This is a genomic window from Sphingobacterium anhuiense (genome assembly GCF_042686355.1).
In the GTDB taxonomy this organism is placed as follows: Bacteria; Bacteroidota; Bacteroidia; order Sphingobacteriales; family Sphingobacteriaceae; genus Sphingobacterium; species Sphingobacterium anhuiense.
The window spans coordinates 26430-51105 of the sequence record NZ_JBHUPE010000010.1 but is presented as its reverse complement, the minus strand read 5'-3'; the positions used below and the strand labels follow the sequence as shown (position 1 = coordinate 51105).

Sequence of the window (24676 nt, the reverse complement as noted above, 5' to 3'; positions counted from 1 at the left end):
TAAAAAACAAAGACAGATATGTTAGAATTTGATAATACAGAAAGAACAAATTTAGGAGAGTTGGGTGAATTTGGTTTAATTTCATATTTAACGAAGGCTGTCGAGATTAATGAACCCAGTACCCTTAAAGGTATCGGGGACGATGCCGCTGTTTTAGATTTTTCAAATAAGAAAACTTTAATTTCAACAGATCTTCTGTTGGAGGGTATCCACTTTGATCTGCGTTATGTTCCTTTGAAACATTTAGGCTATAAAGCTGTACAGGTGAATCTGAGTGATATCTATGCCATGAATGGAACAGCATCGCAAATTACATTCTCAATCGGGTTATCCTCAAAATTTCCATTAGAAGCAGTTGAAGAAATCTATCAAGGAGCACTGATTGCTTGTAAAAAGTATAATGTGGATCTTATTGGCGGGGATACGTCAGCTTCAGTTCAAGGATTGGTTATTTCGGTAACGAGTATCGGTTTTGCTGATGAAGATCAGATTGCCTATCGATCAGGTGCACAGGAAGGTGACTTATTATGTGTTTCAGGCGATTTGGGTGCTGCTTATGTTGGACTACAATTACTAGAGCGTGAGAAAAATATCTTCTTGGAGAACCCGAATATACAACCAGATCTAGAAGGTAAGGACTATATCGTAGAGCGCCAGCTGAAACCAGAGGCTAGAAGAGATATTGTTGAATTATTAGCAAAGATCGGTATTAAGCCGAATGCAATGATTGATGTATCAGATGGATTGGCATCAGAGATTATACATATTTGTGAGGCATCTGATAAAGGTTGTAAACTTTACGAAGATAAAATACCGCTGGATTCGATGACTTATGAGACAGCTCGTGAATTTGGAATAGATCCAACCGTTTGTGCGTTGAATGGAGGAGAAGATTATGAATTATTGTTCACGATTCCACAAGCTGATTATGATAAAATAAAAGGATCGATGGATATTACTGTTATTGGGCATATTACACAAGCAAGTGAAGGATGTCAAATGATTTCTAAATCTGGAAAGGTCTATCCAATAACGGCGCAAGGTTGGAATGCATTTAAAGACTAAGGGTATTGTATACTATAAATAGAAGAGGCGATAATCTGGATTATCGCCTCTTCTATTTATAATGCTAATTCTTCTTCAATATCGATGCGATCGAATTCATCTTCACGTCTTTTTCGGATACTGAATTCGTTATAGCCGAAACCTATTTCTATTTGCAATAATTTTTGTTGAAGCATTTCAAGGATCGCGAGGAAATTGTAAACGAACTGTACCTTATTTTCAGAGTTTTTTAGAATATATTGAAAATCGAGTTGCCTATTTATTTCTATCAAATCTGCTATTGCCTTTTTTTGTTGATCTATACTATAAGGATGTTTTATAACAGTATGTTTTACTTCCGCAGGTCTATTAGCATATTGAAACATGACACGTTCGTATACCATCATCAATTTATACAGATCAAAACTGTTCAATTCTTCGCCTGTATTTGATTCCGGCCTAGCAAGTTTAATATCGTAATTGATATTACCCCGTTTATAAAGTTTAAGCCGCTCATCTTCCAATAATTTTAAATCCTCACAGGTATCCTTAAACTGCTTGTATAAAATTAATTTTTGGATTAAATCTTCTTTAGGATCGATTTCATTTTCATCATCATCCAATTCCGGGCGTGGGAGGAGCATCTTAGCTTTTATACGCATCAGGGTCGAAGCCACAAAAATAAATTCACTGGCCATCTCCATGTCTAATGCCTGTAATTTGTTGACATATGACAGGAAATCGTCGGTTATTTTTGAGATTGGTATCTCATGAATATTTAATTCATCCCTTTCAATAAAAAATAAGAGAAGGTCAAATGGGCCTTCAAACTGGGGTAACTTTATTTCGTATCCTTCTTCTACTTGCATATCAAGAGCAAATTTACATAATAATACAAACATTTTTATTTCAAACTATTAAAACTAAAAGCTTCTGCAACTGTTCATTTTCTAATACAAAAAGTATGATAAATACGAAAGTTGTGATAAATTAGTTGTTATTTTGTATCAATATTTTAAAGTAATTAGCAATACTATGCAGTTTGATGCTGGAGAATTATTAAGTAAAATCAATGATCCCTCTGATCTGAAAAAACTCAAGGATGACCAACTGGAACAAGTCAGCCAGGAATTACGTCAATATATCATTGATTTAGTTTCGGTTAATGGTGGTCACTTTGCAGCTAGTTTGGGAGTAGTTGAATTGACTGTGGCATTACATTATGTCATGAATACTCCCTATGATCAATTAATATGGGATGTAGGTCATCAGGCCTATGGGCATAAGATATTAACAGGACGTAGAGATTCTTTTCATACGAATAGAATTGTCGATGGTATTTCCGGTTTTCCAAAACGAGGAGAGTCCATCTATGATGCTTTTGGAGTAGGACATTCGTCAACATCAATCTCTGCCGCATTAGGTATGGCGGTTGCTTCTCAGATCAAAGGAGAAAAAGATCGTCAGCATATTGCGATTATTGGCGATGGTGCTATGACAGGAGGTATGGCATTTGAAGCTTTGAATCATGCAGGTATAGAGAAATCAAATCTTTTGGTTATTCTCAATGATAACTGTATGTCCATTGATCCTAATGTAGGAGCATTAAAAGAGTATTTAACCAGTATCACAACTTCAAAACGATATAATCGTTTCAGAGACGATATTGCATCTGTCTTATCCAAGATATCAGAGATGGGACCGAATGCTTTAGGAGCTGTTAAAAAGCTGGAAAAAAGCATAAAAGGGACATTGCTCAAGAATGCTAATTTATTTGAATCTTTAAATTTCAGATACTTTGGACCTGTTGATGGACATGATGTCAAAAAATTAGCAAAGACACTTGAAGATTTGCGCCATATCCCGGGGCCAAAGTTGTTACATTGCGTAACTGTTAAAGGTAAGGGATATGCATTAGCAGAAAAAGATCAAACCAAATGGCATGCCCCAGGTTTATTTGATAAAATAACAGGCGAGATAAAAAAATCTGTCAATGATAAACCGACAGCACCGAAATATCAAGATGTCTTTGGAAATACATTGGTAGAACTTGCGGAGAAGAATGATAAAATAGTGGGTATTACACCTGCTATGCCTTCTGGATCATCGATGAATATTATGATGAAAGCTTTTCCAGAACGATCATTTGATGTAGGAATAGCAGAACAACATGCTGTTACATTCAGTGCGGGTCTAGCAACTCAAGGGCTAATGCCTTTCTGTAATATTTATTCCTCATTCATGCAGCGTGCGTTTGACCAAGTCATTCATGATGTAGCCTTACAGAATCTTAATGTAGTATTTTGTCTGGACCGTGCCGGTGTAGTAGGAGCGGATGGTCCGACACATCACGGTGCTTACGATATTGCTTTTATGCGCTGTATACCAAATATGACGGTTTCCGCTCCAATGAATGAAGAGGAGTTACGCAATTTGATGTATACTGCTCAATTAGAAAATAAAGGTCCTTTTGTAATTCGCTATCCAAGAGGTAACGGCGTGATGGTCGATTGGAAAAAACCGTTTAAAGAAATTGAAATTGGAAAAGGCAGATTAATTCAGGATGGAGAAGCTGTTGCCATTTTAACTTTTGGAGCAATAGGTAACGAAGCCAGTAAAGCAATTTTGGAATTAGCTGAAGAAGGAATATATCCGGCTCACTATGATTTAAGATTTGCTAAACCTTTGGATGAAGAATTGTTACATAAAGTTTTTCAAAAATTTGAAAATATCATTACCGTTGAAGATGGCTGTTTGCAGGGTGGAATTGGGTCTGCTGTTCTAGAATTTATGGCCGATCATCAATACAGTCGTAAAGTTGTAAGATTAGGTATCCCTGATGCTATCATCGAGCATGCCGAACAGAAAGATCAATGGAATATAGCATACTACGACAGTGCCGCTATAATGGCCGAATGTCGAAAATTAGTAAAAGGTATAAAAACGGATACCATGGTTAGCTAAATTCGTTTGGTAAAAAAAATAAAAAAGAGGAATCATATCATCATGATTCCTCTTTTTTTGTTTAACTTTATAAAGATTCATCCGGCAGCAGTTCCCTTTTTTATAGTTTACTAGATTCGATCATTATTTTGCAACGTTATACGGATGGAATATTGCATGAATTATAGACCAAAAACTACTTTTTTTAAAAAAAAATAACAAAAAATTTGGAATGTTAATAAAAAAAAATAAGGCTAAAATTAGTTGCAAAAAAAAGTGATTTTTTTAATGTAACTAGTTGATTAATAATGAATTTAAATTAATTTTAAATTTTAGTTTTTTAGCTGATTTTTTTTTGTCATCTTCGTCTTAAGAGAAAGTTATCAACATTTTTTTGGTCGCTTATTGGAAATCAACTTATTAAGAATTTTAGAATGGAAAAAACGAGTACAAGTGTTTGGAATAATTGTCTTGCAATCATCAAAGACAATATACCAGCGCAAAGTTTTAAAACCTGGTTTGAGCCTGTGAAAGCAGTACGTTTGGAGGGTGACGTTTTGACTATTCAAGTACCTAGTTTATTTTTTTACGAATGGTTGGAGGAGCACTATGTTGGTATCCTTCGTAAGACTGTTAAAAAGTTTTTAGGTGAGCTTGGTAGGTTGGAATACAATATCGTGGTTGAGAAGTCATCAGCTTCAATTCCTTATACAACAAATATCCCTTCCAATGGCAATGGTGCAGAAGGTAAGAAACAATCTATACCTGTTCCTGTATCTTTAAATAAAGATATCAAGAATCCATTTGTAATACCAGGATTAAAGAAACTACAGGTTGATCCTCAATTAAATCAAAATTACACCTTTGATAATTTTATTGAAGGCGAGTGTAACCGTTTGGCGAGATCTGCGGGCTTTGCTGTGGCAAATAAACCTGGAGGTACCTCATTCAACCCATTGATGATTTATGGAGCTGTAGGACTAGGAAAGACTCACTTAGCACAAGCTATCGGTAATGAAATCAAAAGAAATCTACCAGATAAGTTGGTGATCTATGTTTCTTGTGAGAAATTTTGCCAACAATTCGTAGATTCACTTAAAAATAATACCATTAATGATTTTGTGAATTTTTATCAGGCAATGGATGTGATCATCATGGATGATGTACATAACTTCGCTGGTAAAGAGAAAACACAAGATATATTTTTCCATATTTTCAATCATTTGCATCAGTCTGGAAAACAAGTAATCTTAACATCTGATAAAGCTCCTAAAGATTTAGCAGGATTAGAAGAACGTTTATTAAGCCGTTTCAAATGGGGTCTTTCTGCAGATATTCAAATTCCAGATTTGGAAACAAGAATGGCTATTTTGAAAAAGAAAATGTATTCTGATGGAATTGAATTACCAGAAAATGTTGTAGAATATGTTGCAAATCAAATTGACAACAGTGTTCGTGAACTAGAAGGAGCTATGGTTTCTTTATTAGCGCAGTCAACATTAAATAAAAAAGAGATTGATTTAAATCTAGCTAAATCAATGCTTAAGAACTTTGTTAAAAACACGCATAAGGAAATTTCAATGGAATTTATTCAAAAGCTCGTTTGTGAGTATTTTGAAGTTCCAGTAGAAATGGTTAAATCTAAAGTTCGTAAAAGAGAAATCGTACAAGCCAGACAGATTTCAATGTATCTCGCTAAGAACCATACAAAATCGTCATTGAAAACAATTGGTTCATTCTTCGGTGGTCGCGACCACTCTACGGTAATTTATGCTTGTCAGACAGTAGAAGATCTAATTGAGACAGATAAGAAGTTTAAAACGTATGTAAATGATATTATGAAAAAGCTAAAAGCTTAATATCATCCATACATAAAGATATAAGACAAAAAAGGGATTCTAATTAGAATCCCTTTTTTTATCCAAATTGGATAACGTTTATGAACAAGCTCTTATACTATTGTGTTGTTTCTTCTGTATTTTCTTTTTGCTCTTCCTTGACCGGCTTAGGTGCTACTTCTGGAATAACTTTAGCAGGTCTTTCTGCCACCACTTTTTTGAATAATTCTTTTTGATCCTCTGTTAGTAATGCATCAACCTTTGCATCTGCATCAGCTTGTAATTTAGTAAATTGTTCTGTTAATACTTCTTTAGTAGCCGTAGTATCCTGCAGTAAAGCAGCCTCAGCTTTTGCCTGATCTAGCGTAATTGTATAAGCGGCAGTTTTCTGCTCGTCTGTCAAACTTAATTTTTGCGTTAATTCCGTCGTTACCTGAGTAGCTGTTTCTTCTGGACTAGCTTGTTGGGCAAATGTTAAACTGAGTGCTAATAAAAACCCGATCCCTGTTAAAAATAATTTTTTCATGACTGTTATTTTTAGTGTAAATATTCAATTCTTAAATTCTACTACTAAAACTAAAAACTACTGCTTTTTATTGTATCAAATCTGTTACTTTAACAAAGTTTTAACAAAATTAACGTTTTAAATTATTGAGGATCAGTTTTTAATAAAAAAAAGGTTCAACCGTGAAGTTGAACCTTTTGTCAATAATTATAATCAAATTAGTTTGATTTTTGTCTTTGTTGCCTACGTTCTAGCATTTCTTTTTGTAATGCGTCGTAAGATTTACTTTGTTCAGCATTTAAAAATGATTTGATTTTCACGTCGGTTGAAAAACGAAGAGGTTGCAATTTTTCGAAAGCTGCTTTGCGGTCATCTGTATTCTTAAAAATATCTTGTTGCTTTTTGGACAGTTCCAAGCTATATACATAGATTGAATCTTTTTGACTTTGTGATAATTTTAATTGCTTATCTAATCTTTCTACCATATTTTTAGCTTGGTCTTCAGGAGATCGCTGCTGACCACCATTACGTTGTCTTTCTTGTGCCATAGCTGTTACAGCCAATAACATAAAAGCTCCCATTAAACTTGATTTTAAATTTTTCATATCATTTTATTAGTTTACTTATTTTTTATGTCAACTAGTTTAGTCGCCAATAAGAAGACAAATGATATTTAGTAAAGTTTAAGTGTTGTAAAAATTTAAGATTCATTAACACTTCTGTCACAGATAGATAGAAGTTTTTGTTCAACAATATTTCGATATTCCTGATCTTCAAATGCTATTTCGATGGGAATGTAAGCTATAGGTAAGCTCTCTACTAAAGCTAAGTATTCAGGAGTACGGATTCTTTGGGCATCCTTTTCTGTAGTTATAATTAATTTAGAAGGATTTTTGATCTGATTAAACTTTTGTTTGACTGTCAATATATCATTTGATGTATAGGCATGGTGATCAGAGAAACCAAGATGCTCTATACCTTTTACAAGCCCTGTAAGGTAATCTAATAAAGGTTTGGGGTTCGCTATACCTGTCAGTAGTAATACTGTCGTATTGGCGTTCATTTCAATCCTATTTTTATTCAGATATACTAGCTCACCGTAGTGTATGGAAGTGAAAAAAATATTTGAAAGACCACTTTTACGTTCTAGTTTTCTTTTAATTATTACTTTCTCTTGAAGCGTAACTGAAGCAGGAGTTTTTGTAACCATAATCATATCTGCGCGTTTAGATTCTCCCGGAAGATCTCTAAAATTACCCATGGGAAGTACGAACATGGGATTGAGGCAAGAATGATAGTCGAATAAGAGTATTGAAAATGTAGGTTTTAGCTTACGGTGCTGAAAAGCATCATCTAGAATAATAACATCATGATTATCCATTAATGTTTCAACCCCTAAGCATCTGTCCTCACAAACAGCAACTGTAATATCTGAAAATTTATTTTTGAATTGTAAAGGTTCGTCACCTACTTCATCAGCAGTTGAAGAGACGGTAACATATTTAAAACCTTTGGTTTTACGTCCATATCCCCGACTCAAGGTAGCGATACATCTTTTGTCTTTAAGGATTTTAATAATAAACTCCGTCATAGGACTCTTTCCCGTACCTCCAATGGCAAGGTTGCCAACAACGATAGTCGGTATGGAATAAGTTTTAGATTTTAGTATCTGGAGGTCAAATAATCGATTTCTGATCCAGATGATAAATCCGTATAGTATTGCAAAAGGGAATAATAGTAATCGAAGAGAATTCATTTTATTTGCTCATAATATTTAATCCAACATCACTTATTTCTACAAGCGGATTGTCGCGCATATTCTGTTCAAAAATGAATTGGTAAATACCGGTATCTGGGAACGTATAATTTTGATGAATAAGGCTACGCTGCGTATATAAAGAACCTGCGCTTTTTCCTGTCCATTTTCCATCAGCTTCTGCTAATTTGAGCGCTTTTCTATAGCTGTATTCTTTAGTTTTGGGACCTTTTTCATGTACTAAAACAAAAAGGTTAGAATAAGGGTATTTTGCCGTGTGTCGAACATTTAACCAAACGTCATATTTTTTAGAGATATCTGAAATATGTATGTTAAAGCTTGGTTTATCAGAATGGAGCCATTCTTTGTTGTTAATATTGACATTTTTATCAATAATGGTATTGGAATCGCAAGCACCCAATAGTATTATCAGTATAAAGCCAATTAGAAACGCGTTGTTTTTCATTCTTATTTAAGTCTATAAAATTGGCGAGAATAGCTATTCTCGCCAATTAATGCAATAACTTATTATTCAGCTGAAGGATCAGTGTTATTGCCTTTATTTCTATTATTTCGATTCTTATTGAAACGTCTTTTTGGCTTACTTCCTGTACCTTCTTTACTTTGGACAGAAGCAGTAGTTTTGTCTACATTTAAAACCTTTGTATTTTTATCCTGCTTTTGTTGCGGTTTCTCTAGCTTTACCGGCTGCGTTTTTACATTAGGTTCCGCAACAGTTTTTGCACGATTGTTAGGTTTGGATCTACCTTTATTATTTCTTTTTCTTTTGTTTTTTTCGTCCAGACGGGTTAAGCTATCTTGACCGACTACGTTCTCGTAATCATAATTAACAATTTTTTCTTCTTTAATCTCAGTATCAACAGTTGTGATCAACTCTTCAACTTTAATGCCCTGTTTATTCTTCTCGATTAGTTCTTTGACCTGATCCACAGGAAGTGCAATCCAACTCTCAGCTCCAGGATAAGAGAACCACATCATTTTCTTGAAAATGTCGGTTTTTTGCAAATATGCATTTCCCTTCAAAGTTTCGATACGGTCTACATTATTAGGAATATCCTTTAAAGCATCCATATAACTATCCAATTCGTAATTTAAGCAACACTTCAATTTACCGCATTGACCCGCTAATTTTAGCGTATTAAGCGATAGATTTTGATATCTAGCTGCAGAAGTTGAAACAGTTTTAAAATCTGTTAACCATGTCGAACAACATAATTCGCGACCACAAGAACCTATACCACCTAAGCGGCTTGCTTCTTGTCTCATACCAATCTGTCTCATTTCTATTCGAATACGGAATGACTCCGCCATTCTTTTAATTAACTCACGGAAATCCACACGACCTTCTGCTGTATAGTAGAAAGTTGCCTTTGTTTTATCACCTTGATAATCTACATCAGAAATTTTCATGGAAAGGCCCAATTCTAAAGCTAAATTACGCGCTTTATGCATCGTCTCCCATTCCAGATCTTTTGCCATATTGAATTTTTCAACATCGGCCTCAGTAGGTTTACGGTAGATTTTTTTGGTAACACTCTCTAAACTCACATTGTTTTTCTTTAACTGTAAGCGAACGAGTTCGCCAGTTAGAGAAACGTGTCCTATATCATATCCGCCTGTAGTAGGTTCTACAGCAACCATTTCACCAATTTCTAAATATAGATTGTCTGAATTGACAAAGAAATCTTTTCGGGATCCCTTAAATCGAACTTCTACAATGTCAAAAGGTTTATAGTTGGATGGCATATCCATATCAGATAGCCAGTCATATACATCTAATTTATTACATCCGCTAGTCATGCAAGAGCCATTATTTTGGCAACCTGCTGGAGTACCGCCCACTGTCGTCGTACTTCCACAACCTCCGCCGGATGAGCAACTGCCACATCCCATAGTTTTCTATATATATTGAGTTCCTTTCGGAAACGTTTTGTATTTAAACATTAATACTAATTGCAAAGATAAATCTAAAAATAATATTTTAGGATTTGCATTTCTTTCCACACTATAGTGTGTTGTTTCAAACAAATTAATTGTTTCTTCAATTTGTTCGATGGTATAATGAGTAGCAAACTTGTTTACAAAATCAAGTTCATGCGCGGATAGAAATACTAAGTTTGAGAGATCGAGTTTAATTAAAATAATCTGACGCATGATATTAATAGCATACATCAAAAACGTTTTTTGATTTTCACGACCTAATTTAGCCAATTCCTCTTCGCAAATGCTGATGATATTTAGACCAGAATCCTGAACAATAAGCCGTAACCATTTAACCAATAAATTGAAATGGTTGTTCGTCTGCGTATCGATCATATTTATAGCTTCCTGTACGTTACCGTCAGCTATAAAAGCAATATCTCTTGCTTCAGATTCTTCGAGGTTTTTATTTTCTATTAAATACGATGTAATCGCTTGATGACTCAATTTATTAATTTTAACGAGCTGTGTTCTCGAAATAATCGTGTTTAATATTTTATTCTGATTTTCAGCCACCAAAAGGAACAATGTTTTTTCTGGTGGTTCCTCAATCAATTTTAATAAGGCGTTACCTTCTTTTTCTAAATATTCAGGTAGCCACATAATCAAAACTTTAAATTCAGCCTCAAAAGACTTTAAACTTAATTTTTTGATTATTTCATGTGCTTCAGCAATATTGATGTTAACCTGCTTATTGTCGGCATCAAGTTGTTGTCGCCAATTTTCTAAACTTAGGTACGGATTATTCAAAAATGCTTTTCGCCAATTCTCAATAAATGTCGCAGCATTATCCTCCTTATGCTTCGCAATAAAAGGATAAGAAAAATGCAGATCCGGATGTATAAGTTTATTATATTTCCTACAGGATGAGCATAAACCGCAGCTATCAAACTCGGCTTTATTTTCGCAATTAATAAATTGTGCGTAAGCTAAAGCTAAAGCTAGTGAGCCAGAACCTTCTGGTCCAAGAAATAATTGCGCATGACTCACACGGTTTTCACGAACTGTGCTGATCAGATGAGCTTTAACTAAATCATGTCCAATAATATCCCTAAATTGCATATACTACTCCTAGTCTATACAAATGTAATAAATAATAGACAGCATTTATTTATATTCAAAATATAAATGGGATATATGATGTCAATTTTATTGAAATTCAATTATTTACTAACCTGTAGCAGGATAAAGTTTATACAGTTAATTTTCCGCTATTTGGATATACACCTTCTAAAAATGTAGATTCTTTTGCGTAATATTGCAGATATAATTCATAATTTTAGGAAATGAGATTTATAGTATCCACATCGATTTTATTAAAACAACTTCAAGCTATTAATGGCGCTTCAAGTAGTAGTACAGTTCTACCTATTTTAGAGAACTTTCTTTTTGAAATAAAAGACAATACGTTAACAATATCTGCGACAGATTTGCAGACAAGCATGGTTACGTCATTGCAAATTGAGGCTAAAGAAGAAGGAAAAGTAGCGATGCCTTCTAAAATTTTAATAGAGACCTTAAAAACATTACCAGATCAACCAGTTGCTTTTTTTGTTGATAATAATACGCTAGCGATCGAGATCAGTGCTGGAGACGGAAAATATAAGTTGAGTGGTGAGAATCCTGAGGATTTCCCTAAAATTCCAGTAATTGACAATGCTCATACTGTTCATATGCCTGCTCCAATATTAGCAGAGGCAATTAGTAAAACAATATTTGCTGTTAGTAATGATGAGTTAAGACCGGCGATGTCAGGTGTGTTAGTTCAATTGGGAGATAAGGCCGTAACGTTTGTATCTACAGATGCACATAAACTGGTACGCTACAGACGTTCTGATATTGGCGTAGAAAAGCCTGCTTCATTAATTCTTCCAAAAAAAGCATTGTCTTTATTAAAATCATCTTTGCCATCAGAAGATATCAATGTTTCGATTGAATATAATTCGACAAATGCATTTTTTAGTTTTGGTAACATCAATTTAATTTGTCGTTTGATTGATGAGCGTTACCCAGATTACGAAGCTGTAATTCCGCAGGTGAATCCAAATAAGTTAACTGTTGACCGTTTACTATTTTTAAATACGTTACGTCGTGTTGTTATTTTTGCGAATAAAACAACGCATCAGGTACGTTTGAAAATCTCAGGTAGTGAATTGAATATTTCTGCTGAAGATCTTGATTTTTCTAATGAAGCTCATGAGCGCTTAGGATGTCAGTTTGAAGGGGAAGATATGGAAATTGGTTTCAACGCTAAATTTTTAGTGGAGATGTTAAACAATCTAGCTAGCGAAGAAGTAGTCATTGAAATGAGTACAGCCAATCGTGCAGGTTTGCTAATTCCAGCAGTAGCAGAAGAAAATGAAGATATTTTAATGCTGGTTATGCCAGTTATGTTAAATAACATCGGTTAATCGCACTGTTTTGGAGGTTATAGCGCATATCATTGATTTTGTTCTGCATATTGATAAACATTTACTTGAGATCGTAAATGATTATAAAACGTGGACATATCTCATCTTATTTCTGATTATTTTTGTTGAAACAGGAGTAGTTGTGATGCCATTTTTACCAGGCGATTCTTTACTATTTGCAGCAGGAATGCTAGCAGCACAGCCAAATGAACTTAATGTCTGGTTGATGATTGCTATCTTATTAGTAGCCGCGGTATCGGGAGATTCTCTTAATTATGCCATCGGGAAGCGATTTGGAATGCAGATGACCAAATTTAAACTATTTGGTAAGCAGGTAATCAAAGACGAGCAGATTCAAAAGACACATACTTTTTATGAAAAGTATGGTAGTAAAACAATTGTAATTGCACGCTTTGTGCCTATTGTCAGAACACTGGCTCCATTTGTAGGAGGAATTGGAAGAATGCATTATGGCACTTTTATAACTTATAATGTTATTGGAGCAATTCTCTGGGTCGTAGGGATTACATTAGCAGGATATTTTTTAGGTAATATACCGATCATCAGAGATAATTTTTCAAAAGTAGTGCTGTTGATTATCTTATTATCAGTATTGCCGATTGTCTTTGAAGTCTTAAAAGAAAAATTTAAAAGTAAGAAGGAAGCCTAAAAGCTTCCTTTTTTATTACAGGCAATTTTTTAGTATCGTATCATAAAATAAGGTATTTGTAACCCAATAAGGTTCGATGATCAAAAAAGTAAGTATTTGATTTTATTAAACATGCATTTAAATGGATATTATCACAAATCTCATTGAGTTTATTTTACATATCGATAAGCATCTTATTCAAATTGTTCATGATTATCAAGGATGGACTTACCTGATTATATTCTTAATTGTGTTTGCTGAAACAGGTCTTGTTATAACACCATTTTTACCAGGAGATTCGGTATTATTTGCATTAGGAGCTATTATTGCTCTTCCAGAAAGTGATCTATCTTTGTCTTTATTTTGGTTGGTGTTAGTGACAGCAGCAGTTTTAGGAGACTTTGTTAATTATGAAATTGGAAAATATTTGGGACATCGAGTTTTCAGGCCAAAGTCTAAAATATTTAAACCCGAATATTTAATCAACACCCAGTCTTTTTATACTAAACATGGTAATAGAGCCATTATCTATGCCCGCTTTGTTCCAATAGTACGCACATTTGCGCCCTTTTTTGCAGGAGTTAGCCATATGACTTATGTTAAATTTGGCACCTATAATATTTTTGGAGGGCTATTATGGGTCACATTATTTTTATTAGGGGGATATTTTTTTGGACAAATCCCAATGGTTAGGAATAATTTCTCTTTAGTCGTCTTCCTGGTTATCATCATTAGTGTTGTACCTGTGCTGGTACAGTTTTTTAATCATAAAAAATCTTCTGCGGTCTAAACCTAAGATCCTTTTTTGAGTCTATTTTGTGAAAGAATTTCACACGAAGCATCTATTTATTTACATGAAGTACCTATTAATTTTCAGTTTAAGTCTACTATTTTCATTATCATCAGCACAAGTAAGAGTAGAAAAAAAGCAGGCAAAAGAAGCATATCATCTTCTGAATGAAATCCGTAAAAATCCTGAACGGTATAAAAAGAAGCTCGGTTTATTCAATTTGAATAAAGTGACACGAAAGTCACTGAATTGGAATAATAGGCTTGCTGAAGTTGCCGAATCGCGAGCCAAGGATATGGCCAAGCGAAATTATTTTGACCATGTCAATCCAGATGGTATAGGTCCTAATTATTATATTCAACAAGCAGGTTATGATTTGAATTCCAAATGGCTCAAAAATAAGCGGGCAAATAATTTTGAATCTATTGCTTGGAATTGGCCAAGTGCCTCAGACGCAATAAAAGGTTTAATTATTGGTAAAGAAGCACCCGGTTATCATCATCGAAAACATTTATTGGGGATGGACGAATGGAATGCCTCTCTATATGATATCGGTATTGGTTTTGCTACTACAGGGAAGAAAGGACATCAAAAAAGTTATTTATGTGTCATTATTGCCAAGCATGATTGGTAAATTAATCAATTTATAGTCTTGATATTATGCATTATTGGAATGTTTCTTACCTTTGCATATGATAAAATCAATGACAGGATACGGCACTGCTGTAAAAGACAATGGAAAAGTTAAGTACAGCGTCGAGATTAAATCCTTGAATTCTAAATTTCTTGAATTAAATCTGCGTTTACCAAAAGCAGTTTCGGACAAGGAATTGACTTTACGTACAGAGTGCAGTAAACTTATTGAAAGAGGTAAGGTGAACCTTTCTGTAAACGTTGAATATTCTGATCAAACGGCAAAAGCATCAACAATTAATGCAGATTTGCTAAAAAAATACTATACTCAATTACAACAAATTGCTTTTGAACTGGGAGATAAACAAGTTTCTCTTTTCGAATTGGCTCTAAATATGCCCGAAGTAATTGCTAATAATGATAATGAAGTTGATGAAGAAGAATCACGATTGTTATTAGAAGCATTTTACGCGGCAGTAGAGCAATTTAATATTTTCAGAGCAGATGAAGGAGCAGTTCTTTCGCAGGACCTGACAGATCGTGTTGAATTGATCTTAACTTATTTAACCGAAGTCGAAGCTGTTGAAATGGACCGTATTCCTTTAATACGCGAACGTATAGGCCATTACCTGGAAGAAACTGTAGGTAAGGAAAATGTTGATAAAAACCGTTTTGAACAAGAATTGATCTATTATATCGACAAATTAGATATTACAGAAGAGAAAGTACGTCTACGCTCACACTGTACCTATTTTCAAAAAGCTTTGAAAGCATCTGATTCTAATGGTAAGAAATTAGGATTTATTTCTCAAGAAATGGGTAGGGAGATCAATACGCTAGGATCAAAAGCCAACCACGCTGGTATTCAGCAGATCGTGGTAAAAATGAAAGAAGAATTAGAAAAAATTAAAGAGCAATTGCTCAACGTATTATAGGAATGGCAGGTAAGTTAATTATATTCTCGGCACCATCAGGAGCAGGTAAAACAACAATCGTAAAGAATCTATTAAGTAAACATGGTGATAAGTTGGAGTTTTCTATTTCTGCTAGTACACGCGAACCGCGCGGTGAAGAAATAGATGGCAAAGATTATTACTTTATATCAAAAGAAGACTTTCTACATAAGATTGCGAAACAAGAGTTCATCGAATTCGAAGAAGTGTATTCAGGTACATTTTATGGAACATTACGTTCTGAAGTAGAACGTATCTGGGCACGGGGTAAACATGTTATTTTTGATATTGATGTGATTGGAGGACTTCGTTTACGTTCAAAGTTTCCAGACGAAGCCTTATCTATTTTTGTGCAACCTCCTTCCTTAGAAGTTTTAAAAGAACGCCTGCGTGGTAGGGGAACAGATTCAGAAGAAAAATTGCAGGAACGTTTTGCAAAAGCTGAATCCGAATTATCTTATGCAGATAAGTTTGATGTGATTTTAAAAAATTATGATTTGGATGTTGCTGTTGTGGAAGCAGAGAAATTGGTAATGGACTTTCTGAATAAAAAGTAATGGCTAAAGTCGGTTTATTCTTCGGGTCTTTTAATCCAGTTCATGTTGGGCATTTGATTATTGCCAATTACATGGCCAACTATACTGAGCTGGACGAAGTTTGGTTTGTGGTATCCCCACAAAATCCATTTAAAAAGAAAGAGAGCCTAGGCAATATGTACGACCGTTTAGAGATGGTTAATCTGGCAATTGAAGAGACCGAAAATTTAAAGGCAAGTTCCATTGAATTTAGTTTACCGCAACCCTCGTATACTATCGATACTTTAACACATCTGGCAGAAAAATATCCCACGCATGAATTTGTTTTAATTATGGGTGAAGATATTTTAGAGACCTTTTCAAAGTGGAAGAATCACGATATTATTTTACGGGATTATCATATTTATGTTTATCCAAGACCTGGTTATAATGGCGGTACAATGAAAGAACATCCGTCAATAACCTTAACACAAACACCGATGATGGAATTGTCTTCTACCTTTCTTAGGCAAGCGGTGAAGGAGGGAAGCAATATCAAATTCTATACTCCGGATAAAGTCATTGAGTTTATCGAAAAAAAAGGACTATATTCATAAAAAAGGCGAAACTTAAGTTTCGCCTTTTTTATGAATTTCAATCTTCTATAATAAATCCAACTTCCTGATCAAAAGCCTTTTTTTCTTCTTCAGATAGGTTCTTTTTCATAACACGGATGGTATATCCACCTTTTAGGACCCCTTTATCTAGATACATCCAATCAGAGATCCGTTGCGGATCTATTGTTACTTGATCACCATATTTTACAACCTTAGTTAGTTGCGGTTCATTATTAACGGTACCACGATATGATTTGCCATCTGAGGTTAGATTACCCACCCAAATATGTTCACCACCCCCATCTTCTGTATCGAATCTTACTTTGATAGCAAAACTCTCGTATCCTTCCTGGGGATTTTTAAAAGAAGTTTCAAAATTCTGAAACGTTTTATTTGCTTCGAGAATGGCCTGGTTCATGGCTTGATCATCACCATTGAATTCGATGACATCATCATTCTTTATCTTGTCTTTAATCGTGTTTTGGCACGAAATAAATGAGAACGATACGAGTACGAGTAATAAAAAAAATAACTTGAAAATTGGACTGTTTTTTGAATGTAGCATTGTTTGTTTATTTGTATTAGCTTAGAAATATTATTTTAAGATAATCATAATTTAGTATTTACTGCAAATAGAAGAGAAATGACTAGTACTAGGGTCTGTATTTTTATATAACAGTTTATTCATATCTTCAATAAATTTTAAATGGACAACTGGACTAACTTATATTAAAACAATGAAGCATCATTTAATATTATTGATTCTGCTTTTTTCAGGCTTTATAAAATCATTTGCTCAGACGAACGAGGATGATGGAAGTTCTTACACTAGGGATGAAAAAGGATACGAATTGCGCACTAAAATGACTATACCGCCGTACGGATTGACGAAAATCAAGACGTTAATATCAAATATTACATTTAAAGAAGATCCAGAAGGAAGCTCTGATGGAGGTTTTGAGGCGATAAGTGCTTCACAGTTTAATGGACTGCCCCTAAGAGAGAAATTTACTTATGTAATGATCCATGCAGAACTTTCTCAACAGAATTGTGCTATTCCAGAATATCAAAATGATCTTCAGAAACGCATTTTCGGACAGCTTGAAACGGGATTTAATGAGGCGAGCTGGAGCCAGAGACAAGCTGACTTTCTTCTTGAAAATCGAGATTCGGTATTGAAACTCATTCAAGAATCAGTTGGACGGAGCAAATGGATGGGCATTAACTACAAAGAAGCAATTTTAGAAATGAATGCTTGGAACATGATTCCTTTTATCATTACGTATGTTAAAAATACACCAAAGGATAAAGATGCACTAACCTTACTGATGCTATTAATGAAACGTGGCGAATATGAAGAATTCCTCAATTCAGTATCCTATCAGAAATTGTATGGTACAGATGCTGGTTATTATGCCTACTTGAACTATAATAAAGCAAATGAGGATTTAATTTGTGAGCGGGCAAATCGTTACTACAAAGTAAAAAAGAAATAATATGAAGCGAATAATTAATGTCAGCCTCTTTATGATTTGTCTATGTACAACATTAATTGCACAAGAGCATGTTTATGTTGAACCGACACAGGCTGATCGAAACTATAGGGCATACCGCGAGCAGGAGACAAAACCTGAGTTTGGTTTGAGAAAAGTTGAATCTTTAATCAAAAAAATTAAAGAACCAGAAGATGATGGCATGATTGCAGATTACATCGCAGCTATTTCTAAGGACGAATTTAAGCGATTGAATTTAAAAGAACAGTTTACCTATGTTATGATTCATCCAGAAGTATATAGTCAGGCTTGTATAGATGATATGACAAGTCGGGGTGAAGATCAAAAGATCTTTGGGTTACTTACCTTTCGTCTTTCAGGAGTCGACTGGAGCGCGGATCAATATAAATTTCTCAAACAGAATCGCGATACAGTACAGACATTGATTTTTGAAACCATAGCTGTAAAGAAACATATGGGTGTCAATTTAAAATCGGCCCTTGTCGAAATTTCTGCATGGGAAAGTATCCCGGCTATGATTCGCTATTATCAAACAAATAGGAAAGATAGGGATGTTTTGACGGTATTATCTTTAATATTAAAAAAAGAACAGTACACTCCTTACCTGAAATCTAAGATGTATGGAAAATTGTATTTGGGCGATGCTAATTATATGACATCAGTTTGTTTCAATACAGCAAACGAACAATTTCTCTTATCTACGGCACAAGACTATTATAATCAGAAAATTTCAAAATGATGAAGAGCATTCGGATATTATTGATTGGATTTTTTTTATACATAAATACTTCTTTTGCCCAAGAACAAAAGTTTATTGCGGTGGAGGCAGGTACTTATATTTTAGGTGATACAATCAGTTTGGATAACCCTAAAAGATCCGTTTCAATTCCAGCTTTTGCTATTGCTGAAGCCGAATTAACAAATGAAGCATTTGCTGCATTTGTTTCTGCTACGCATTATGTCACATTGGCAGAACGATTTCGTAATGCAATGGTCTTTGAACCCGGATTAGAAGAATTTCGATGGATACAGGATAGTACGGCATATTGGCGGTTTCCAAATGGAATAAGTAGAGGCGGGATTAAAGATAAAATGAATCATCCTGTTACCTGTATATCCTATCGGGATGCAGTCGCTTACTGCGAATGGGCAGGGGTTCGATTACCCTCATTGGATGAATGGGAAGTGGCTTCAAGAGCCGGTTCGGAGACAAAGTATTTTGAAGGGGTAGATTTAGAAAAAATCATCAATTATGCCAATATATGGCATGGCAGAAATCATTTGGTAGCCGATACCACGGATGGTTATCTCTATACATCACCGATTAAAACATTTAAAGCAAATCCTTTAGGTTTATATGATGTATATGGTAATGTGTTTGAATTTTGTGAAGGCGCATTAGAACGTGATAAAGGTAGGAAAGTTGCCCATGCACGCGGGGGATCTTGGTGGTGTAGTAAAAATAGTTGCGCATCCTTTAATTCGCAATACATAGGTTCGGTCAATCCAAATGCATCTTTTAGTAATCTTGGCTTTCGAGTAGTCAAGAAAATGTAGAGAGATCTAATAAAAAGAAATCTCTCTACATCTATTTGTTATCTACCCATCCAGCCACCATCTACGGTCAGAATTGTTCCATGAACGTAGTTAGACGCTTCAGAGCTCAGAAATAATATAGGTCCTTTGAAGTCTTGAGGTTCTCCCCATCTTGCGGCAGGAATTCGACCTAAGATAGAAGCAGAACGCTCCGGATCATCGCGTAATGCCTCAGTATTATCTGTTGCAATATATCCAGGAGCAATAGCATTCACATTGACACCTTTGGAGGCCCACTCATTTGCAAAAGCTTTCGTGAGCGATGCAATAGCACCTTTAGAAGACGCATATCCAGGTACATTGATTCCGCCTTGAAAAGAGAGTAAAGATGCTGTAAATATGACCTTTCCTGTTCCACGTGAAATCATGTCTTTACCTATTTCTCTGGTTAAGATAAACTGAGCATTTTGATTGATCTCGATAATTTCATCCCAATACTCATCCGGATGTTCTGCTGCGGGTTTGCGTAAGATATTACCGGCATTGTTGACTAATATATCAATGACAGGATGTTGTTCTTTTACCTTAGTAATAAATGCATACAAGTCATTTCGCTTTGAAAAATCACACTGATAGGCATGGAATTTTCTACCTAAAGATTCAATAGATTTTTGAACAGCAGAATTTTCTTGTTCTAATGTTGCAGATACACCAATTATATCTGCTCCAGCCTCAGCTAATGCCTCGGCCATAGCTTTGCCAATTCCTCTTTTGCAACCTGTCACAAGGGCTATTTTACCTGTTAAATCAAATGATTGTAGTATGGACATTATTTTTTATAGCTAATGGTTAATGGTTTTTGTATTTGTTCTGATGCTTGTTGCAAATAAGCTTTCCAGGCATCCATATTTTCAATTTTTCCGGCTTTGTTGAAGGCTGCGCCAATATAATAAGTCAGGGTCTGATTATTTTTAGCCGCTATATTCCATAAAAATTGAGTTGGAGTATCAATAAAATCTTTCTTTACATGTGGTAAAATGATCGCTGTTCCGGTAATATTGCCTTTATTCTCTGGTTCCCAGTAAGCAAAGAAGTTTTCTTTTTTATAAATCGTGTAATTAGGATTTGCTTCTTTTCGCTTGGCGATACCCAATACGATAGGTGTCTCAGCAGCGGTTGCATTATGCATATTCACATTAATTCTACTTAACTGACTTTCGGCATCAATTGATATCTCTTTTTCAATACTGATCATCTGACCTTCTATTTCTTGAGGCTCATAAATTAATTTGAAAGTACTGCGTATAGGACCATTGTCCAGTACTTCTGATCGACGGTAGTGTTTTGTGTACTGAATTTGACCATTAAAGTATAGTGCCATATCACCTACCCCAAGGGTTTGTCCTACAGAATAATAGTCGAGACCTTTACCGTGATCGGCATGATAATCACCTGTTTTATACCACTCATCAATAATTAGATCGTCGGTCCGTTTTGACCAAAAATCAAAACCTTGTGCATCTTCAGAAGTTCCTTCTAACGCTTTACCATATGCTCGAAAAGCTACAACATTGTTTTCCCATGCAAAATCATCTTTTCGTTCAGGAACATAGCGCGCATATGTTTTGCTTGCTGTCTTTACAGGTGCAGTGGCGGTAACAGCAAGTTCAATTTTTGCTTTCGGAGCAATGTGAACCGCAATCAGTACATTTTGAGGTGTTGATTTTCCCCGCTTTTCCAGTTGATAGATGACCGGTTTTTTCGATTCTTCTTCCAAAATCGAAAAAACGGTATCTTTTAGTTCAAAGTGCTGTTTAAATTTTTCGTAAGGAATACTCACGACTTCTTTTCTCTCAAAAGAAGAAGTATTGTGGATGAGTAATGAGCTCTTATTTTGGGCAGATAAACTAGATGTAATACCGAGTAATAATGCCACCGATAATAATGATTTCATAGTATTTATTTTAAATCTGTAATTGCAGATTTGTCCATATCGTCGTAGTCTAGGTTTTCTCCTGCCATTCCCCAGATAAAAGTATAGTTACTGGTACCAGCTCCAGCGTGAATTGACCAAGGGGGAGAAATCACAGCTTGTTCATTTTTCATCCAAATATGACGTGTTTCATCTACTGGACCCATAAAATGTGATACCGCTTGACCTTCGGGAACTTCAAAGTAGAAATAAACTTCCATTCGACGATCATGGGTGTGTGCGGGCATCGTATTCCAAATAGATCCTGGTTTTAGCTCTGTCATACCCATCTGAAGTTGACAGGTATCAACAATCTTATTCAGTAACATCTGATTGATTGTTCTATGGTTTGCTGTCTCAAGAGATCCGAGTTCAATTTTATTAGCCGACTCTTTCGTTACTTTTTTTGTGGGGAAGGTATGGTGAGCAGGAGTTGAATTTAGATAGAATTTTGCTGGATTCGAGGCATCATTACTATTGAAGTAAACATCTTCTACACCTTTTCCGATATATAAGGCCTCTTTGTAGCCTAATTCGTAGGTGGTACCATCAACTTCTACTTTTCCAGCTCCACCAACATTAATAATTCCAAGCTCTCTTCTGCTGAGAAAGAAAGGTTCTTTCAATAATGTTGGAATAGTTTCCAATTTTATTTTTTCAGCAACCGGCATGGCACCTCCAGCCATGTAGCGATCATAGTGTGAGTAAGTAAAATGTATCTGATCTGCTTCAAAAATATTTTCTATTAAAAAGTTCTCTCTTAAAGACTTTGTATCAAGTGTTTTACATTCATTTGGGCTAATTGCGTAGCGCGACTCATAATTCATTTTCATATTCTAGCGTATTTAAGAAACATGCTAAAAATAACATATAAATAGATCATAAGCCACAATAATCTTCGCAATCGATATCGGAGACTTTAAATAAATATGGAAATGATATAAGACCAGATGGCTGTTGTCAATAGACTTAAGATAATTCCTAAGCCAATAATGAGGTTGATTAATTTCGTGTTTAGCCTAAATTGTTGTACCACCATACTGGCTGTAATTAAAGTCGGCATAGCCGCTTCCATAATACTCACACGGGCGATATCCCCCTTAACATTGAGTAACAATGCGGCGATAAGAACAATCGCAGGCGCTAACATCAATTTATACAATAAGGTCATCGAAATTTGAGAAATCTCTCTCTTCAAGCCTTTAAATTGCAACTGCAGCCCGACAGAAAATAATGCCAAAGGTGCGACTGTAGATGCGATCTTATCAAAAAATGGTTCGGTAATACTCAAATCCACGTATTGTGCCAATACGAGGGCAAATATGCAGGCCATAAAAGGAGGAAAAGTAACAAGTCTTATTAATAGAGCACCAACCTTAATCCCTTCATTATTGCTCCGGTCTCCCTTGATGGCACAAATAATCCCAACGGTAGACAATAGCATGAAATTTACCTGATCGCAAATAATAGCAATACTTAGATTCTGCTCCCCATAATAGGCAATAATTAAAGGAAAACCAATAAAAGAGGTATTGCTGTATGCCGACGACAATTCCAGCGTACTTCTTGATCGCTGACTATAGCCTTTATAGCGACAATACAGTTCCATAAAGAGCCAACTCCCCGCAACAACAAGTATAGGGGATAGGACAGGAAAAAAAAGTTGCGTACTCCAGGTGATCTGGGGAATATATTTAAAAGATACGGCAGGTAAGGCGATATATAAAACCCATATATTAATGCTTTTTGAAGCATTTTCAGGAATTAATCTAAAATGCTTAAATAGCATTCCAGCACAGACACAGAATATAATAAGTATAAAATTGACCATTTTAAATTGGAAAACGATATGAATGGTCGAAGTTACTCAAAAGAGAAATTGACTTTATATTTTTTAGAATATATATCGGATAAAAATCATCTTTTTTTAATGCAGTTCTGCTGGTAGATATATGGCAATTATATTTTGAACATATTATAATTTCATGTAGTGATACTACAGGAGTAATAGAGGGTTTCTAGAGGGTTTCTAGAGGTAAATCTATAGAAACCCTCTATAAAACCTAAATAATATCTGATATAAATCTCATAAAATATTTAATGAGATACCTATATGTGCATTAGATGTCCTTTAAAAAATATGAGTTAAGGTCTTTTTAATGTATAAAAAGAAAAAGCAATAGGTTAAAAGCTAACGCTTTTCTTTTTTTCTTCCTAAATTAGCATCATGACAAAGAAGAAACCAACCATCTTGGTTGTGAATGATGATGGCATTACAGCTCCAGGGATTAAAGTTTTAATTGAAGAAATGCAAAAAATTGGCCATGTGGTGGTCGTTGCTCCCGATAGCCCGCAATCGGGTATGGGACATGCCATTACGATCGGGCGACCTTTGCGTTTAGACCGTATTGATCTGTATGAAGGGGTTGAGATGTATAAATGTTCTGGAACTCCGGTAGATTGCGTCAAATTGGCCGTAAATAAGATCTTTAAGGGGCGTAAGCCTGATGTATGTGTCTCTGGTATTAATCATGGGCTCAATCATTCGATCAATGTTTTATATTCAGGAACGATGTCCGCTGCGGTTGAGGGAGCGATAGAAGGAATTCCGTCTATTGGATTTTCTTTAGATAATTTTGATTACGATGCAGATTTTTCTCATTGTAGATCCTACCTGGTATCAATCACCAAGCAGGTGTTGGCAAATGGTCTTCCGAAAGGTTCTTTGTTGAATGTTAATTTTCCTAAAGATGAAGCCAAAGGTATAAAGATCTGTCGTCAGGCAGGTGGACATTATGTTGAAGAGTTTGATGAGCGTGTCGATCCTAGAGATCGGGATTATTATTGGATGACTGGGAGGTTTGAGTTGGAAGATCGTGGAGAGGATACTGATTCATACGCATTAAGCAAAGGTTATGTTGCTATCGTACCCACACAGTTTGATATGACTGCTCATCATGTTATTCCTGAATTAAATTCTTGGGGATTCGATAGTTAAT

General features: G+C 35.1%; 26 protein-coding genes. 14 read left to right on the top strand and 12 right to left on the bottom strand.

Annotation, left to right across the window (positions count from 1 at the left end; genetic code table 11):
• Window positions 1-18: 18 nt before the first annotated feature.
• Complete coding sequence (gene thiL / locus ACFS6I_RS19745; protein WP_021189297.1) at window positions 19-1065, top strand: thiamine-phosphate kinase; 1047 nt, start codon at window positions 19-21, stop codon at window positions 1063-1065.
• A gap of 56 nt (window positions 1066-1121) precedes the next feature.
• On the opposite strand, the gene ACFS6I_RS19740 is transcribed toward thiL, so the two are convergent.
• Complete coding sequence (locus ACFS6I_RS19740; RefSeq protein WP_380923200.1) at window positions 1122-1946, bottom strand: segregation and condensation protein A; 825 nt, start codon at window positions 1944-1946, stop codon at window positions 1122-1124.
• A gap of 133 nt (window positions 1947-2079) precedes the next feature.
• Between ACFS6I_RS19740 and dxs the strand changes: the two genes are divergently transcribed.
• Both dxs and dnaA read left to right on the top strand, forming a co-directional pair.
• A complete protein-coding gene (dxs, locus tag ACFS6I_RS19735; RefSeq protein WP_380923198.1) occupies window positions 2080-4008 on the top strand; it encodes a 1-deoxy-D-xylulose-5-phosphate synthase in 1929 nt (642 codons plus the stop codon).
• A 413-nt stretch (window positions 4009-4421) separates the two neighbouring features.
• A complete protein-coding gene (gene dnaA / locus ACFS6I_RS19730) occupies window positions 4422-5846 on the top strand; it encodes a chromosomal replication initiator protein DnaA (RefSeq protein ID WP_132771747.1) in 1425 nt (474 codons plus the stop codon).
• A gap of 97 nt (window positions 5847-5943) precedes the next feature.
• Here dnaA and ACFS6I_RS19725 read toward each other — a convergent pair whose 3' ends face one another.
• The 6 genes from ACFS6I_RS19725 to ACFS6I_RS19700 form a co-directional block, all read right to left on the bottom strand.
• Entirely contained in the window at window positions 5944-6351 is a 408-nt protein-coding gene (locus tag ACFS6I_RS19725; RefSeq protein WP_021191448.1) for a hypothetical protein, read from the bottom strand.
• Between the two features lie 197 nt (window positions 6352-6548).
• Window positions 6549-6935: a hypothetical protein gene (locus ACFS6I_RS19720; RefSeq protein WP_380923196.1), complete on the bottom strand. Its 387-nt coding sequence runs from the start codon at window positions 6933-6935 to the stop codon at window positions 6549-6551.
• Window positions 6936-7030: 95 nt separating this feature from the next.
• Window positions 7031-8086 (bottom strand): tetraacyldisaccharide 4'-kinase, encoded by a 1056-nt coding sequence (gene lpxK / locus ACFS6I_RS19715; RefSeq protein ID WP_380923194.1) that lies wholly within the window; start codon window positions 8084-8086, stop codon window positions 7031-7033.
• Window position 8087: 1 nt separating this feature from the next.
• Entirely contained in the window at window positions 8088-8552 is a 465-nt protein-coding gene (locus ACFS6I_RS19710; RefSeq protein ID WP_380923192.1) for a gliding motility lipoprotein GldH, read from the bottom strand.
• Window positions 8553-8614: 62 nt separating this feature from the next.
• Complete coding sequence (locus ACFS6I_RS19705) at window positions 8615-10000, bottom strand: PSP1 domain-containing protein (protein ID WP_380923190.1); 1386 nt, start codon at window positions 9998-10000, stop codon at window positions 8615-8617.
• Window positions 10001-10006: 6 nt separating this feature from the next.
• Complete coding sequence (locus ACFS6I_RS19700; RefSeq protein ID WP_132771742.1) at window positions 10007-11149, bottom strand: DNA polymerase III subunit; 1143 nt, start codon at window positions 11147-11149, stop codon at window positions 10007-10009.
• A 224-nt stretch (window positions 11150-11373) separates the two neighbouring features.
• Between ACFS6I_RS19700 and dnaN the strand changes: the two genes are divergently transcribed.
• The 7 genes from dnaN to nadD all read left to right on the top strand — a co-directional run bounded on the left by dnaN (window position 11374) and on the right by nadD (window position 16655).
• The gene (gene dnaN, locus ACFS6I_RS19695) at window positions 11374-12498 is read left to right on the top strand and encodes a DNA polymerase III subunit beta (protein WP_021188232.1); all 1125 of its coding nucleotides are present in this window, start codon (window positions 11374-11376) and stop codon (window positions 12496-12498) included.
• Between the two features lie 10 nt (window positions 12499-12508).
• Window positions 12509-13168, top strand: coding sequence for a DedA family protein (locus ACFS6I_RS19690; RefSeq protein WP_021188231.1), 660 nt, complete (start codon window positions 12509-12511; stop codon window positions 13166-13168).
• Window positions 13169-13289: 121 nt separating this feature from the next.
• Window positions 13290-13937, top strand: coding sequence for a DedA family protein (locus ACFS6I_RS19685; protein ID WP_380923187.1), 648 nt, complete (start codon window positions 13290-13292; stop codon window positions 13935-13937).
• A 64-nt stretch (window positions 13938-14001) separates the two neighbouring features.
• Window positions 14002-14571 (top strand): CAP domain-containing protein, encoded by a 570-nt coding sequence (locus ACFS6I_RS19680; RefSeq protein ID WP_380923185.1) that lies wholly within the window; start codon window positions 14002-14004, stop codon window positions 14569-14571.
• A gap of 58 nt (window positions 14572-14629) precedes the next feature.
• Window positions 14630-15505, top strand: coding sequence for a YicC/YloC family endoribonuclease (locus tag ACFS6I_RS19675; RefSeq protein ID WP_132771739.1), 876 nt, complete (start codon window positions 14630-14632; stop codon window positions 15503-15505).
• Between the two features lie 2 nt (window positions 15506-15507).
• A complete protein-coding gene (gmk, locus tag ACFS6I_RS19670; RefSeq protein ID WP_380923182.1) occupies window positions 15508-16080 on the top strand; it encodes a guanylate kinase in 573 nt (190 codons plus the stop codon).
• Window positions 16080-16655, top strand: a complete 576-nt coding sequence (gene nadD / locus ACFS6I_RS19665; RefSeq protein WP_021190413.1) for a nicotinate (nicotinamide) nucleotide adenylyltransferase — start codon at window positions 16080-16082, stop codon at window positions 16653-16655. The genes gmk and nadD overlap by 1 nt, the downstream gene beginning before the upstream one ends.
• Window positions 16656-16692: 37 nt before the next feature.
• On the opposite strand, the gene ACFS6I_RS19660 is transcribed toward nadD, so the two are convergent.
• The gene (locus ACFS6I_RS19660) at window positions 16693-17220 is read right to left on the bottom strand and encodes a YegJ family protein (protein ID WP_380923180.1); all 528 of its coding nucleotides are present in this window, start codon (window positions 17218-17220) and stop codon (window positions 16693-16695) included.
• Window positions 17221-17392: 172 nt separating this feature from the next.
• Here ACFS6I_RS19660 and ACFS6I_RS19655 point away from each other — a divergent pair, with 172 nt between their 5' ends.
• From ACFS6I_RS19655 to ACFS6I_RS19645, 3 genes are read left to right on the top strand one after another with little or no spacing between them, the layout of a single operon-like run.
• Window positions 17393-18151, top strand: a complete 759-nt coding sequence (locus tag ACFS6I_RS19655; RefSeq protein ID WP_380923178.1) for a hypothetical protein — start codon at window positions 17393-17395, stop codon at window positions 18149-18151.
• Window position 18152: 1 nt separating this feature from the next.
• Complete coding sequence (locus tag ACFS6I_RS19650) at window positions 18153-18908, top strand: hypothetical protein (RefSeq protein WP_380923176.1); 756 nt, start codon at window positions 18153-18155, stop codon at window positions 18906-18908.
• On the top strand, window positions 18905-19726 hold the full coding sequence (locus tag ACFS6I_RS19645; protein WP_380923174.1) for a formylglycine-generating enzyme family protein: 822 nt from the start codon (window positions 18905-18907) through the stop codon (window positions 19724-19726). The genes ACFS6I_RS19650 and ACFS6I_RS19645 overlap by 4 nt, the downstream gene beginning before the upstream one ends.
• Window positions 19727-19764: 38 nt before the next feature.
• Here ACFS6I_RS19645 and ACFS6I_RS19640 read toward each other — a convergent pair whose 3' ends face one another.
• The 4 genes from ACFS6I_RS19640 to ACFS6I_RS19625 form a co-directional block, all read right to left on the bottom strand.
• Complete coding sequence (locus tag ACFS6I_RS19640) at window positions 19765-20535, bottom strand: SDR family NAD(P)-dependent oxidoreductase (protein WP_380923172.1); 771 nt, start codon at window positions 20533-20535, stop codon at window positions 19765-19767.
• On the bottom strand, window positions 20535-21659 hold the full coding sequence (locus ACFS6I_RS19635; protein WP_380923170.1) for a DUF4861 family protein: 1125 nt from the start codon (window positions 21657-21659) through the stop codon (window positions 20535-20537). The genes ACFS6I_RS19640 and ACFS6I_RS19635 overlap by 1 nt, the downstream gene beginning before the upstream one ends.
• Before the next feature lie 5 nt (window positions 21660-21664).
• A complete protein-coding gene (kduI, locus tag ACFS6I_RS19630; RefSeq protein ID WP_380923168.1) occupies window positions 21665-22510 on the bottom strand; it encodes a 5-dehydro-4-deoxy-D-glucuronate isomerase in 846 nt (281 codons plus the stop codon).
• Between the two features lie 86 nt (window positions 22511-22596).
• Entirely contained in the window at window positions 22597-23508 is a 912-nt protein-coding gene (locus ACFS6I_RS19625) for an AEC family transporter (protein ID WP_380923166.1), read from the bottom strand.
• A gap of 396 nt (window positions 23509-23904) precedes the next feature.
• Between ACFS6I_RS19625 and surE the strand changes: the two genes are divergently transcribed.
• On the top strand, window positions 23905-24675 hold the full coding sequence (gene surE / locus ACFS6I_RS19620; protein WP_021189178.1) for a 5'/3'-nucleotidase SurE: 771 nt from the start codon (window positions 23905-23907) through the stop codon (window positions 24673-24675).
• Window position 24676 lies beyond the last annotated feature (1 nt).

Coding starts and splice junctions, on each gene's coding strand:
- ACFS6I_RS19640 (WP_380923172.1), bottom strand. CDS start 20,535: ATGTCCATACTACAATCATTTGATTTAACAGGTAAAATAGCCCTTGTG.
- gmk (WP_380923182.1), top strand. CDS start 15,508: ATGGCAGGTAAGTTAATTATATTCTCGGCACCATCAGGAGCAGGTAAA.
- ACFS6I_RS19740 (WP_380923200.1), bottom strand. CDS start 1,946: ATGTTTGTATTATTATGTAAATTTGCTCTTGATATGCAAGTAGAAGAA.
- ACFS6I_RS19700 (WP_132771742.1), bottom strand. CDS start 11,149: ATGCAATTTAGGGATATTATTGGACATGATTTAGTTAAAGCTCATCTG.
- dnaA (WP_132771747.1), top strand. CDS start 4,422: ATGGAAAAAACGAGTACAAGTGTTTGGAATAATTGTCTTGCAATCATC.
- ACFS6I_RS19635 (WP_380923170.1), bottom strand. CDS start 21,659: ATGAAATCATTATTATCGGTGGCATTATTACTCGGTATTACATCTAGT.
- thiL (WP_021189297.1), top strand. CDS start 19: ATGTTAGAATTTGATAATACAGAAAGAACAAATTTAGGAGAGTTGGGT.
- ACFS6I_RS19645 (WP_380923174.1), top strand. CDS start 18,905: ATGATGAAGAGCATTCGGATATTATTGATTGGATTTTTTTTATACATA.
- ACFS6I_RS19685 (WP_380923187.1), top strand. CDS start 13,290: ATGGATATTATCACAAATCTCATTGAGTTTATTTTACATATCGATAAG.
- ACFS6I_RS19710 (WP_380923192.1), bottom strand. CDS start 8,552: ATGAAAAACAACGCGTTTCTAATTGGCTTTATACTGATAATACTATTG.
- ACFS6I_RS19625 (WP_380923166.1), bottom strand. CDS start 23,508: ATGGTCAATTTTATACTTATTATATTCTGTGTCTGTGCTGGAATGCTA.
- surE (WP_021189178.1), top strand. CDS start 23,905: ATGACAAAGAAGAAACCAACCATCTTGGTTGTGAATGATGATGGCATT.
- ACFS6I_RS19660 (WP_380923180.1), bottom strand. CDS start 17,220: ATGCTACATTCAAAAAACAGTCCAATTTTCAAGTTATTTTTTTTATTA.
- lpxK (WP_380923194.1), bottom strand. CDS start 8,086: ATGAATTCTCTTCGATTACTATTATTCCCTTTTGCAATACTATACGGA.
- ACFS6I_RS19720 (WP_380923196.1), bottom strand. CDS start 6,935: ATGAAAAATTTAAAATCAAGTTTAATGGGAGCTTTTATGTTATTGGCT.
- dnaN (WP_021188232.1), top strand. CDS start 11,374: ATGAGATTTATAGTATCCACATCGATTTTATTAAAACAACTTCAAGCT.
- ACFS6I_RS19725 (WP_021191448.1), bottom strand. CDS start 6,351: ATGAAAAAATTATTTTTAACAGGGATCGGGTTTTTATTAGCACTCAGT.
- nadD (WP_021190413.1), top strand. CDS start 16,080: ATGGCTAAAGTCGGTTTATTCTTCGGGTCTTTTAATCCAGTTCATGTT.
- dxs (WP_380923198.1), top strand. CDS start 2,080: ATGCAGTTTGATGCTGGAGAATTATTAAGTAAAATCAATGATCCCTCT.
- kduI (WP_380923168.1), bottom strand. CDS start 22,510: ATGAAAATGAATTATGAGTCGCGCTACGCAATTAGCCCAAATGAATGT.
- ACFS6I_RS19655 (WP_380923178.1), top strand. CDS start 17,393: ATGAAGCATCATTTAATATTATTGATTCTGCTTTTTTCAGGCTTTATA.
- ACFS6I_RS19680 (WP_380923185.1), top strand. CDS start 14,002: ATGAAGTACCTATTAATTTTCAGTTTAAGTCTACTATTTTCATTATCA.
- ACFS6I_RS19705 (WP_380923190.1), bottom strand. CDS start 10,000: ATGGGATGTGGCAGTTGCTCATCCGGCGGAGGTTGTGGAAGTACGACG.
- ACFS6I_RS19675 (WP_132771739.1), top strand. CDS start 14,630: ATGATAAAATCAATGACAGGATACGGCACTGCTGTAAAAGACAATGGA.
- ACFS6I_RS19650 (WP_380923176.1), top strand. CDS start 18,153: ATGAAGCGAATAATTAATGTCAGCCTCTTTATGATTTGTCTATGTACA.